Below are 12,406 nucleotides of genomic sequence, written 5' to 3' on the forward strand. Positions count from 1 at the left end.
AACCGGCATTGCGACGGGGCAGTTACACAGAGTTGATCAGAGGACATCAGAGGGTATCAGAGAACACCCCAACTTTGATGTTCTCTGATCAACGCTGGGTAACAAAAACCTCCGTCGTTACAACGGCTTACTTACCAACTGCGGCTTCTCGTTTACCACTTTTAGAACCAGCTCACCGAACAGCGTATTGGCCCAGGCAAACCACTTGCGTGTGAACTTCGCCGGGTCGTCTTTGTCGAACGATTCGTGCATGAAACCCGTACCGGCGTGGGTCTTTTTCAGTTGCCGGAGCTGCGCCAGAATCTCCTGATCGTCAGTGGAGGTTAGCGCCCGCATCGTCAGGCTCATGGTCCAGATGTTGTCCACCAGCGTGTGCGGACTACCGATTCCCTCGGCGGCTTTCCCTTTGAAATAATACGGGTTGTCGGCGCTGAGCGAAAACCGGCGGGTGTTGCGGTAAATCGGGTCGCTGGCCGGCATGGCTCCCAGATACGGCAACGAAATCAGGTTCGGCACGTTGGCGTCGTCCTGCAACAGGTGATTGCCAAAACCGTCAACTTCCAGCGCGTACATCCTGCCGTATTTCGGATGCGTATAAATGGCGTACTGCTTCAGGGCTTTTTCGACTTCATCGGCCAGCGCCCGGCACTCTTTGGCAAAAGCCGCATCGGGACGGATTTTATCGGTCATCGTGGCCAACTGCCGCAGCGACACCACTGCAAACCAGTTGGAAGGCACCAGAAACGGAAAAACTGTTGCGTCGTCCGACGGACGGAAAATGCTGTGAATCAGTCCAACGGGACGGGTTGGGTTGCCGTAGCCGTCGCCCGGAACCGTGTCTGTCGACCAGGCAGTGGTGCGGCCAAATTTATACGGTCCCCGGTCGGTTTTGCGCTGTTGTTCGCGGCAGGTTTTGACCACCAGCCGCATGGCATCGGCCCAGTCGGCATCGAACGGGCTGGTATCGCCGGTCGTTTGCCAGTAGTGATACGCCAGCCGGATGGCGTAACAAAGCGAATCCAGTTCCCACTTCCGTTCGTGTAAGCCCGGTTTCATGGCGGTAATGTCCTTCTTCCATTCCCCTTCTTTGGTCGGGTCCGAATAAAAAGCGTTGGCGTACGGGTCGAGCCGGATGCACTGCGTCTGCCGCCGGATCACGCCCGCAATGAGTTTCCGCAGCGGTTCGTCTTCTTTCGTCAGGGGCAGATACGGCCAGACCTGGGCGGTACTGTCGCGCAGCCACATGGCGTCAATGTCGCCCGTGATGACGAAAGTATCGGGTTTGCCGCCGGTTTCGCTGAACTGAACGGTGGTATCGAGCGTATTGGGAAAGCAGTTTTCAAAAAGCCAGGCCAGTTCGGGGTCTTTAACCGTTTTCTTCACGCGCTCAATGGCTCGCTCCACGGCGGCACTGGTAAAATTCCGTTTGTCGGGCGCTACCCGGACGGTCGGGAAAGATGGGTCGCTGTTTGCAAAAACCGCATGAGAACCCAACGTAATTCCGGCGCTGGCTACGGCCGATTGTTGTAGAAATTGACGACGATTCATAGGTAGTTGGTAGTTTCCGTGATTAGTCATGCCCAATCCGGATTTCGATTCATCAAAAGTAGGAATTAATTGCTTCGAACCGACGGCTTTTCTGCAAGCTCATCAGACTGTCCAGATGCGTACAAAACCTGTCCGCTAATGGACAAACCGAAGAAGACGGTTTTACAAAAACACCCACTATTTATCCGAATCAGGGTTTTTATGTTTTGGCCGCAGATTTGATATACGGAAATAGAAGAAATTAATCAGTTCCTTAACTCTTCTGATTTTCAACACATGAGACGGAGTGATCTGGGTGAATTTGAAGAAGTGGTTTTACTGACGGTGGCGGTACTGGTGCCGACGGCTTACTCGGTGGTCATCGCCGACGAACTCGAACAGGAAACCGGGCAAACCGTCAGCACAGGCGCGGTGCACGCGGCCCTGCAACGGCTGGAGCAGAAAGGCTACGTGACCTCAACGTTGGGGGCGGCCACAGCCGAGCGGGGTGGGCGTCGAAAGCGATTGTTTACCGTCACGGCGCTGGGCGGTCGGGTTTTGCAGGAAGTTCGTTCGGTCCGCAACCGGCTCTGGGACCGCATTGTGCCACAAACGATTTTGGGGAGTTAGGAGTTAAAAATTAGGAGTTATGAGTTAAGAATTACTCGCCCTGACTTCCCCTCCGTCCTTCATTTCCACCGCCCATTCAATTCATCACTCTTAACTTATCACTCCTATGACCCCGCCCCGTTTTGCCGACCGCCTGCTCAACTGGCTGGTGGCGCCACACCTGCGCGAAGAGGTGCTGGGCGACATGCACGAACGGTTCCAGATGCAGGCTAACCGCCTGGGGGCTAGTCAGGCCCGCCGACGGTATTGGCGCGACCTACTGGCGTATCTGCGACCCGCTTTTATCCGACGCAAACCAACAGTCCGACGCTTCGGCGAATTTCCGAATCCAACAAATACGGCTATGATTCGAAACCATTTCAAAATTGCCTTCCGCAACCTGATCGGAGGGAAGAGTTTTTCGGCGATTAACATTTCGGGACTGGCGGTGGGCATGGCTGGGGCGGTGCTGATTAGCTTATGGCTGTATAATGAGATCAGCTTTGATCGGTTTCATGCCCATAAAGACCGGCTTTTTCAAGTGTACGGTCTGACGGGCGATATAAGTGGGGAACGGATAGCGATTTCCACCACTTCCCAACCACTGGGGCCAGCGTTGGAAAAAGATTATCCGGAGGTCGAAGCCATCACGCGTGTCCGGGAAATCGACAAGTTCCTGATCCGGGTCAACGAAAAAAGCTTTAGCGGTATTGAAGGCGCTTTTGTCGATGCGGCTTTCCTGAATATGTTCAGCTTTCCGCTGGTGGAGGGCACAACGCATCAGCAGCTGACGACGGTTTCATCCATCGTGATTACCGAAAAACTGGCGAAAAAACTGTTCGGCGATGCGCCCGCCCTGGGCAAAAGCATCCAGCTCGATTCGGTCGATCATTTTGTAGTTACCGGAGTCCTGAAAGACTTGCCGCCAAACACCCGGTTTTCGTTTGAGTACCTGCTGCCCTGGGCGTATCTGAAAAAATTAGGGACTGGCTGGAGCAACGACGACTGGCTCAGCAACAACACCCCCACCTACGTCCTGCTGAAACCGAACACCGATCCGGCAGTTTTTGGCGGGAAAATCAAGGACATGACCTGGCGGTATGCGGGCCGGAAGGACGTCTGGACGCATTTTCTGCACCCGCTGAGCCAATGGCATTTGTACAGTGAGTTTGAAAATGGAAAACCGGTTGGCGGCCGCATCGAAACCGTCCGTGTATTCGGGCTGATCGCGGCTTTTATCCTGTTGATTGCCTGCATTAACTTCATGAACCTGAGCACCGCCCGCTCCGAAAAACGCGCCAAGGAAATTGGCATTCGGAAAGTAGCCGGGGCCGGGCGCGGGTTGCTGATCAGTCAGTTTATGGCCGAAGCGGTTCTGACCACCTGCCTGGCGGGCGCGGTGGCCATGCTGGTCGTTTACCTGGCTTTGCCGCCCTTTAATTCGCTGATTGGCACCCAGCTTTCGCTGCCCGTTAGCAGCGTTTCTTTCTGGTTGGCTGTGGTTGGGTTCATCATCCTGACGAGTTTACTGGCGGGCAGTTATCCGGCTTTTTACCTGTCTTCCTTTCAGCCGGTTGGCATTTTTACCAAGCAATTCCGAAAGGCTCAACTGGGCTTATCACCCCGGAAAGGGCTGGTGGTGTTGCAGTTTACGTTTGCTATTGTCTTGGTCATTGCCACGATCATTGTTCGGGATCAGATCATTTTCGCCCAGGAACGCGACAAAGGGTATGCGAACAACCAGTTGATTCGCGTCGATTTTGTGGGCGACATTGAGAAACGTTATTCACCGATCAAACAGGAGTTGATTCGCTCGGGCGCGGCTGTCGCCGTCACGAAAACCCTCACCGGCCTCGCCCATGATGGCTGGCGGACGTGGGGGCTGCGGTGGCCGGGCGAAAACCCGAAGGATACAAACACCGCCATCACGTTGTTCAGCACCGATGCCCATCTGGTCAGAACCGCCGGGATGAAGCTGATTGCGGGGCGGGATATTGACAGTCAAACGTATCCGTCGGACAGCTTCGCGGTGGTGCTGAACGAAACCGCTGTCAAATTGATGGGGTTTAAAAAACCGATCGGGCAGATTATTACCCAACCCCATGATGGACTAACCTGGCGGGTGGTGGGCGTTGTAAAGGATTACATTGTGGGCTCGCCCTACGAAGCCATTCCGCCGGTTGTCATTCAGGGGCCGGGGGCCGGGTTTACAACGATGCACATCAAATGCAACCCGGCTCATTCGACCGCCGAAAACCTGGCGCGGGTCGAAGAGGTCTTTAAAAAATACAACCCGGCCTATCCGTTCGATTATCACTTTGTCGATCAGGAATACGCGGCCCAATTCGACAACGAGCAGCGGACCAAAACCCTGGCGGGCCTTTTTGCCGCTCTGGCCATTTTTATCTCGTGCCTGGGCTTGTTCGGCCTGACCTCGTTTACGGTTGAACAGGCCCGGAAAGAAATCGGTATTCGGAAAGTGCTGGGCGCAACGGTGGGCCAGATTGTGGCATTTCTGTCAAAAGATTTTCTTACGCTCGTTGGAATCGCGCTGTTGATCGCCATTCCGATTACCTGGTACGCGATGAATCAATGGTTGCAGGATTTTACGTACCGCATCGGTATTTCCTGGTGGGTTTTTGCCACGGCCGGACTGCTGGCGGTTTTCATCGCCCTGCTCACCGTCAGTTTTCACACGGTGAAAGCCGCCCTGATGAACCCGGTGAAAAGTTTGCGAAGCGAGTGAAAAGCAGAGGGTTTTTCCCTCTGCCTTCCTCTACATCATCTTAATTCCCGCTTCCTTAAACCGGCGGTAGACGTTGAGCAGAATTTCGCTGCGGAACTGATCCTCTTTGTTAACGGAGTTAATCCAGGTCCGTACTTTCAGTTCAACGGCGTCACCTGTGATGGTAGATAGGAAGATTTCGGGTTTTTGCCGTTTCACCGAATTCGGATGTTTCGTTATTTCTTCCCGGATAACGGTTTTGAGCGTGCTCAGTTCGTGCTCGGCGTCGGCTTTAATGGTCAACTCGATGCGTTTGGCCTTGTGGTTGATCGTCCAGTTAATAACCTGACCCGACAGCAGATCGCCGTTTGGAATAATTACTTCCGAGCCTTCGGTGGTCAGCAAGCGGCTGGAACGGATGCCGATGTTTTTGACGCGCCCTTTTTTGTTGGCGATTTCAATGAAATCGCCAATCTGGAAGGGTTTGTCGAAGATGAGGATAATACCGGAAACCAGGTTGTTGACAATGGTCTGAAGCCCCAAACCAATTCCGACGCCCAGCGCCCCGACAATGACCGTCACCTTGTCCAGACCAATGCCGGACGCGACCACTGCGAACATAAAACCACCAACGAGCAGGAAAAGCCGAATCATGACCAGCCGCGAATCGGTGTTGGTGATGTTACCGCCAATTTCGTCATCGGTTTCGCCGAAAAAATAACCGATATACTTCCGCAGTACGCTGGATAAATAGAGGACAATGAAGAACAGGACGATATTTCCCCAGGTGAACTTGGTGCTGCCGAAAACCCGTTCCGTGGTCAGGAAGTTGGCCACAACCTCATAAATCGAGTTATAAACGTAAATGTTGTTGGTGAAAATAATAAGCCAGCCAATAATGGCGATCAGGCTCATGGCCCGGTGAAGGCCCACTTCCAGTTTGGCATAATTGAAACGGGAAGCCAGGCCGTTGGTCAGTTTACCGCGAACGACCTGAAGCGCAAAGGCTTCGTTGATGATTTGAACCAGTGTGAAGAGGCCAATGGCCTGGGTCAGACCGTAAATGGCCGCTGTAGTGAAAATCTTCGCCAGACTCATGCGGCCAAAAATATTACACAGAATCGCCAGCGAATTCAGAATGACGTACAGCACCGAAACCTGTTTGACAAAACCGGCCAGCGCCAGCGCCTGCCGGATGCGGAACAAGAAAAGGAAGCCAAACAGGACGGAGATACCGTTGAGAACCAGCAGCCAAAGCCGGAAGCCGATACCGGGGTCGATGATAGACGACCGGGTGACGATGACCAGCAGGTAGAGCGTAAAAATCGCCAGCCAATACCGGAAAAGCTGCCCCGACCAGCTACGGAAAAACAAGGCCGTCAGGGCCAGCAGCAGAATAAACTGCATGAGTTCGACATAAACCGCCGGGGGCCTCAGATCAAACAGCGGGGCGAAGTTGAACACAACGACAAAAACCGAAAAAATCGGAATCGACCGCAGGTATTTCAGTTTTAACTCCTGCTGAACGGCTTCCCGCTGCCCGTGCTTATCGATAACGGAAAAGCTGCGGTAGACCCAGATAAAGAAAGCGGCCCCAATCACCAGCATATAAATCCAGTTGCCGACGCTGCGGTTGAGATAATACTGGAGCATATCGCGCTGCCCTTCGTACGAGCGTGCTACCAGTTCATTCAGGTGTTCGTCGGACCCCGCCGTTTTGGGAATGGCCCAGATAAAATCCGTCTCCTGTCCGGTAATCCGGGCGTTGAACTCCCGGATTCGGTCATTGACGACATTGGTTAGTTCGGCGGTTTCGAAATACGCGTCGGAAACCGACGCCTGAAGCTTATTAATCTTCGTCAGATTCTTGTTTGTTGATTCGCTGGCCTGAATCCACTGTTGCCGCAAGTCCTTGAGCGAATTGAAATAGACGGCGCGGGCATTGGTGTCATTGGGTAGCACCAGCAGCGAGTCCCGGGCTAGTGAAATGAGTTGCCCGTTCATGCCGGATAGGTCTTTTTCGTACCCCGAGAGCGTTTCCCGCCAGGCTTTAAGCTGCGTTTGCATATCCTGGAGCAAGACCTGGAACATGAGCATGTTTTTCATGTCGTTTACCTTGCTGTAGATGCGCAGGTTGGTTCGGATTGTCTGGACGTACGACTGAACCTCTGGCAGCCGGTCTTCGATGGCCCAGGTGCTGAATCCCCGGCGGGTGCGGTTGCTGATGTCGTTCAGGGCTGTATGGCCTTTTTCCAGCCGGGCAATGATGCTATCGACGGGAATACCGGGCTGCGGAATAATGGGCAGACTGTCGCCGGGCGTATTTCCGTCCGTTTTCTGGGCGTAAAGAGCAGGGGCTAAAAAGAGGCAGACAAAAAGGATGCTGCTGAAAGCCAGATGGTTTCTTAAAAGGTGTTGGTATTTTAATCGGATTTTATTCCAACGCATCATGCTTACGGTTTTAGTCGAATCGGGCCATTACTTTTTTGGGTCGTTATACTAAATACTACCAACATTCCGGAATTGTTATCGGTTGCACGGTCTTCACCCCATTGGAGCGAGCATTCGTCCCATTTTTTTGCAGGGCAGCGCGTTGGATCGTTGTTTTGTTTCAACCTTTCCATTTCCGGCCGTATGCTAGCGATCCGACGCAATTATTTGATCTTTATCGGGCAGTTCGCGCTGCTCCTGCTCTTGTTTCAATTCGAAGCGTGGAAGGCATCACCGGCTCACCGCTGGGTGCAGGCTGGTCTGATGGGCGCGGCTTTTGTCAGCCTGATCTGGGTAAATTACCGGTACCTGATTTATCCGTATTTACTCGCCGGGCGATACGGGGCTTACCTGGCCCGAATACCGTTGTTTTTGCTTCTGTTAGTGGTATTCCTTCTTTTCGGCATTGCCTGGACCGACGGAGAGGCCCGCGACTTACCGACGTATCTGCGTCATATTACCTCGCTGGACTATTATCGGTCGCAGTGGCAAGACTTCGTTAAAAGTGTCCTGGAATCGAGTGGGGGCAGGGTTTATTTTGTTTTGGTGGGTCAGTTCCTTTTAACGAGCCTCCTGGCGCTGGTGTACGTTTTTTTTGAAATCCGCGTCCGCCGTCTGGCTATTCAGCGTGAAAACCGGCAGGCCGAGCTGTTGGCCTTACAAGCTCAGATGAGTCCCCATTTCTTTTTCAATGCGTTGAATACCGTCTATGGCCAGGCGCTGGTGGAAGGGTTCAACGAACTGGCCGAACGCATACAGGAACTGGCGACCCGGGCGCGGGAAATGAACAAATCGTCAGTAGCCGATGTCGAAACCGACCCAAAGCCAGACGCCCGGCGTACGGCCCGATTAACGGCTTTTTTGATTGCGGGCGCTAATTTTCTGTATTACACGCTGGACCACTTCAATTTCTATTCCTATTTTACCCGGCAAACCGTTTGGGAGTTTTTGTGGTATAAAATTCTGGCTAACCCGGCGGGCGCTTTTTTCCGTAGTCTCGTATTTGCGCTTTTAACCTGGGGGCACTACCGCTACCTCTACCGCCCTTATTTTTTGGCGAAACGGTATGGGCCTTACTTGATTGGAATGGGTCTGCTGCTGGCGGTTCACTGGACGCTGGCATTGGCCCGGATGTTTTTTTCGATCTACCTTCATCTGCATGATTTTCCCCAGCAGGGCTTCGATTATGTCGATCTGAAGGCCTGGGGATTGCGCCAGGATGCTACCGGTTTGCAAATCTGGGAAAGTGTCTGGACGATGAACGGGAAAGGCACGATTTCAATGCTGGTACTGTTTGGCCTTATTTACTTCCTGAGTGGCTGGCTTTACCAAACGATTCAGGGGCTGGTGGAAAACCGCGCTTTGCAGCGGCAACAACAACGGGCCGATTATCATCAGCAGGCCGACGCACAAAACCTGACGGCCCAGCTCCAGCAAGTGGTCGATTCATCGGAACTGCCCGCGCAGTCGGCGGCTGCGCAAAGTTTAAAACAGGTAACTGACCTGATGAAGTATGTAACGCAAAGCGGTTCCAGGGGGCAGGTGGCCGTGGCTGATGAGTTGCAATTTGTGCAGGATTATGTGGCCTTCCAGCGGAAACGGATTCCGGATCATCCCTTGATTCTGATCGACTTCCAGATTCGGTACGACGGAAAACCCGCCCAAATTGTCCCGATGTTGCTGATCCCGTTTGTGGAGAATGCGTTTCAGTACGGTATCCGGACCGACGGCCCCTGCTTCGTGGATTTGCAACTGGATGTAGAAAAACAGAAACTGAACATGACAGTACTTAATAGCCTGATTCCTAAAACGGTTTTTCGCCAGAGTAGCGGCATCGGTTTAGCCAACGTCCGGAAGCGTCTGGCGTTACTTTACCCCAACCAGTATACGTTGACGACTGGCGAAACCGACGGTGTATTTCGGGTGGAGCTGAATCTGCAACTTTCCGCCTGAAACCGTATCTTTCGAACACACGAAACCCCTATGGCCATGCTCCGTTGCCTTGCCGTTGATGATGAGCCGGTTGCTCTCGAAGTCATTCGCACGTTTGCGCAACGGATTCCGTTCGTTCAGTTGGAGCAGACCTTCACCGACCCCACTCAGGCGCTTGCCTACCTGCGGCTCAATCCTGTGGATCTGGTGTTTCTGGATATCAACATGCCCGTTGTGACCGGACTGGATTTTGCGCAGGCGCTGGGGAGTCAATCGCTGGTTGTTTTCACGACGGCCTATTCTGAACATGCGCTCCGGAGTTACGAACTGAACGTGCTGGATTATTTGCTGAAACCCATTGCGTTTGACCGTTTTGTGCAAAGTTGCCGCAAAGCACAGGAGCGCCTGCAAACCCGGACATTGGGGACGCTACCGGTTTTTGTCAAGGATGGTTATGAGTGGATCGGGTTGCAACCCCAGGCAATCAACTATCTGGAAGCCGCTGATAATTACGTGAAGGTTCACCAGAGCAGCCGGCCGATTCTGGTTCGAACAACCCTGTCGGAACTACTGGCTTTACTTCCGGCCGGACAATTCATCCGGGTGCATCGCTCGTTTGCCGTTAATACGCAGCTCATCCAGCGCGTGGGCCGGGCGCATCTGCACTTGCCGGAGCGGACCATTCCGATTGGTCCGGCTTACCGCGATCAGCTGGCGCGCTGGCTGATCGAGCATGGAGAAACCAGGTAGGAATAAACAAAAAAAGCCCCTTGCTAAAAGGGGCTAAACACACTCATCGGTTAGATTTGGAAAACAACTCAGGCAATTCGGGTAATAAAAGCGCCCCGCTCCGGTCCGGCGCCCACCACGGAGATACAAATCTCATCGCCCGCCCGGACCAAACCGTTGGTCAGGTCGTCGTGCAGCAGCTTGACGGTGCTGGTGGCTACCAGATTTCCGTAGGTTTCTACGTTGACCCCAAACTTGGACAGGGGAATGCCGCAGGTTTCGATCAGATGGTTTAGAAAACCGTTGGTCAGTACGGGACTGGCCTGGTGGGTGTAAATTTTGCGAACGTCGGTTAAATACGTCGGGCGGTTCTGGATTAACGTCTGATGATTGAGCATCATGCCTTTCATGTAATACTCCTTCACGCGGTCGCCAGCCATGCCGAAGCAGGAAAGCGCTTCTGATTTGTCCTGACCCGGCGGATTCAGCGCCCCGCCACCCATGTAATGAATCAGCGGATCATCAAAACCGCCTTCCGGACCAAAGGCCAGCGAATCACGGGAGTAGAAAGCCAGTCCGCCCCGGAAGCCGTTTTTGCGCAGCACGAGCGCCGAAGCGCCATCCGAAAAAAGCGCCGACGACATCCAGAGCGAGCGCCCCAGCGGATGCACCGGATTCTGTTTGTAAAGCGGGGTCTGGGTATACAGGCTGCTCAGGCTGTAGGCCACAATCAGAATGTTTTCGGCCGCGAGTTGCGTGGCAAGCTGCATGGCGCGGGCCATTCCGGCGCAACCCGCACCCAGTTGAACCGGTACCACCGAATCCGGTATCTGTAAACGTTTCAGAAAATAAAACGCATCCTGATCGAGCAGCACCTGATAGGGCGAACAGGTGACAATGATAGCGGCATCGATCTGGCGGGGCGAAATTTGGGCGTTGGCCAGTGCTTCGCGGGCGACTTCCGTAACAACTTCCTGATTCTGAAAAACGTCGGGGGCCCAGCTCTTCGACCGCACGCCCAGAACTTTTTCAACCATCGGACCATCCAGGTATTTGGAGGGATCTTTACGGTCCGGGACCTGAAAGGAGTCCGCCCATTCAGCGATGGGGGTCGGTTCGGCAACGTAGCTGCTCAGACCGGCAATGGCCAGCTGCACCGGACGCACCGGCGGCTGAGAAGGTAAAGATGACATTAGTAGTATGTTGTTTATTGTCAGGAAATCCCGGTCATTAAAACCGGGATTTCTTTTGTCGTGAAAATACCAACATACGGTTTTGCCGGATTACCTCTTTTATTCAGTGTGTCTGATTACTTATTTAAACCGGGCAAAACGGCCTTTGAGCGAGTAAACGGTTTTCCGTAAAATAACGGCAATACGCCTTCTACCATCTTTCCAGCCCCAGCAGTTTCTTTCCCAAATCGCTCAATTCGGCGGTTTGATACCGGGTTTGCTCCCAGCCGCGCGGATCACCAGGAAACGCGTAGCCTTCGGGGGCCTTGCGGTCGCGCCAGGAGGAGATGCGCCATTGCCGTAGGGCTTCGTTGTCTTCCTGAGCGGGCATCATGGAAATGTACTGCGCAATGCGAACCTTGTTGCCCGACAGATTCGGGCGGATACCGTGCGGCTGTGTGCTGTTAAAAATCAGCAGATCACCGGCTTCCATTTTCACTTTCACCAACTCAAAACCGGTGGTGTCGGGCTTGAAATGGTCGCGGTCGGCGGGTTGGGTGAGCTTCCAGGTGTCGTAGGTACGGTACAGTTCGGGAATGCATTGAAAACCGCCCATGTTTTCGTCGGTCTGGTCGGCCAGCGCCAGCACGCCCTGTACGTTCTGCGGTTTGGTTTCCGGATCGTAATCCCAGTGGATGAAGCCTTTAAACTCAAAGCCGGGTCGGGCGGGGAGGTTCAGGTTAGCACGATCGATGGTGACCCAGAGTTTTTCGGTACCCCAGATGTCCACAAACGCATCGTAAACGCGGGGCGTCTGCCGGTTGTCCCAGAGGTACTGGTGATTATAGATTTCGACCATCCCGCTATTGGTCAGTTCCTTCATTTTCATCTCGGCGCGGGCCGGGGCGTACCAGGTTTCGGGATCGTTCGGGTCTTTTTCCTCAAATTCCCAGAGCAGTTGCGCCAGGCGTTCGGCCTGTTCTTTTGGCACGGCATTTTTAATAACGATATACCCGTTCTCGATCCAGAATTTCCAGTCGTCTTCCGACAGAACGCGCAACGGTTTTCCGTTCGAGCGGTCGTTGAGTTTCAGGTGGCTGCTGGTGGCCGTCGACGGATTGCCCGGAATGTCTGTGTGGGCATTGTCTGGCATCATCGTTGGATTCATGGTTGGCGTCATGGTTTCCATAGAATGGTATCGGTTTTAGATTGAATAGGACAA

Annotated in this window: 8 protein-coding genes; 4 read left to right on the plus strand and 4 right to left on the minus strand. The window is 53.5% G+C overall.

Annotated elements, in window-relative coordinates; translation table 11 throughout:
- Positions 1-117: 117 nt before the first annotated feature.
- Entirely contained in the window at positions 118-1,548 is a 1,431-nt protein-coding gene (locus tag LX87_RS01935) for a glycoside hydrolase family 125 protein (protein WP_111626481.1), read from the minus strand.
- Between the two features lie 276 nt (positions 1,549-1,824).
- Here LX87_RS01935 and LX87_RS01940 point away from each other — a divergent pair, with 276 nt between their 5' ends.
- Together LX87_RS01940 and LX87_RS01945 are read left to right on the plus strand one after the other, a co-directional pair.
- Positions 1,825-2,157 carry a PadR family transcriptional regulator gene (locus tag LX87_RS01940; protein WP_111626482.1) on the plus strand — a complete coding sequence of 111 codons (333 nt, stop codon included), beginning with the start codon at positions 1,825-1,827 and terminating at the stop codon, positions 2,155-2,157.
- Positions 2,158-2,263: 106 nt separating this feature from the next.
- Positions 2,264-4,882 (plus strand): ABC transporter permease, encoded by a 2,619-nt coding sequence (locus tag LX87_RS01945; RefSeq protein ID WP_229310512.1) that lies wholly within the window; start codon positions 2,264-2,266, stop codon positions 4,880-4,882.
- Positions 4,883-4,912: 30 nt separating this feature from the next.
- On the opposite strand, the gene LX87_RS01950 is transcribed toward LX87_RS01945, so the two are convergent.
- The gene (locus LX87_RS01950) at positions 4,913-7,312 is read right to left on the minus strand and encodes a mechanosensitive ion channel family protein (protein WP_111626483.1); all 2,400 of its coding nucleotides are present in this window, start codon (positions 7,310-7,312) and stop codon (positions 4,913-4,915) included.
- Positions 7,313-7,495: 183 nt separating this feature from the next.
- Between LX87_RS01950 and LX87_RS01955 the strand changes: the two genes are divergently transcribed.
- Both LX87_RS01955 and LX87_RS01960 read left to right on the plus strand, forming a co-directional pair.
- Positions 7,496-9,304, plus strand: coding sequence for a histidine kinase (locus LX87_RS01955; RefSeq protein ID WP_111626484.1), 1,809 nt, complete (start codon positions 7,496-7,498; stop codon positions 9,302-9,304).
- A gap of 36 nt (positions 9,305-9,340) precedes the next feature.
- Positions 9,341-10,033 (plus strand): LytR/AlgR family response regulator transcription factor, encoded by a 693-nt coding sequence (locus tag LX87_RS01960; protein ID WP_170139290.1) that lies wholly within the window; start codon positions 9,341-9,343, stop codon positions 10,031-10,033.
- Positions 10,034-10,101: 68 nt separating this feature from the next.
- Here LX87_RS01960 and LX87_RS01965 read toward each other — a convergent pair whose 3' ends face one another.
- Together LX87_RS01965 and LX87_RS01970 are read right to left on the minus strand one after the other, a co-directional pair.
- Complete coding sequence (locus LX87_RS01965; RefSeq protein WP_111626486.1) at positions 10,102-11,205, minus strand: 3-oxoacyl-[acyl-carrier-protein] synthase III C-terminal domain-containing protein; 1,104 nt, start codon at positions 11,203-11,205, stop codon at positions 10,102-10,104.
- 190 nt (positions 11,206-11,395) lie between these two features.
- Entirely contained in the window at positions 11,396-12,373 is a 978-nt protein-coding gene (locus tag LX87_RS01970; protein ID WP_111626487.1) for a phytanoyl-CoA dioxygenase family protein, read from the minus strand.
- Positions 12,374-12,406 lie beyond the last annotated feature (33 nt).

Source organism: Larkinella arboricola, from assembly GCF_003259745.1.
GTDB lineage: Bacteria > Bacteroidota > Bacteroidia > Cytophagales > Spirosomataceae > Larkinella > Larkinella arboricola.

Bases quoted from the DNA above. Each gene is read 5' to 3' on its own strand.
- LX87_RS01940 (WP_111626482.1), top strand. From the start codon at position 1,825: ATGAGACGGAGTGATCTGGGTGAATTTGAAGAAGTGGTTTTACTGACG.
- LX87_RS01945 (WP_229310512.1), top strand. From the start codon at position 2,264: ATGACCCCGCCCCGTTTTGCCGACCGCCTGCTCAACTGGCTGGTGGCG.
- LX87_RS01935 (WP_111626481.1), bottom strand. From the start codon at position 1,548: ATGAATCGTCGTCAATTTCTACAACAATCGGCCGTAGCCAGCGCCGGA.
- LX87_RS01965 (WP_111626486.1), bottom strand. From the start codon at position 11,205: ATGTCATCTTTACCTTCTCAGCCGCCGGTGCGTCCGGTGCAGCTGGCC.
- LX87_RS01950 (WP_111626483.1), bottom strand. From the start codon at position 7,312: ATGATGCGTTGGAATAAAATCCGATTAAAATACCAACACCTTTTAAGA.
- LX87_RS01960 (WP_170139290.1), top strand. From the start codon at position 9,341: ATGCTCCGTTGCCTTGCCGTTGATGATGAGCCGGTTGCTCTCGAAGTC.
- LX87_RS01955 (WP_111626484.1), top strand. From the start codon at position 7,496: ATGCTAGCGATCCGACGCAATTATTTGATCTTTATCGGGCAGTTCGCG.
- LX87_RS01970 (WP_111626487.1), bottom strand. From the start codon at position 12,373: ATGGAAACCATGACGCCAACCATGAATCCAACGATGATGCCAGACAAT.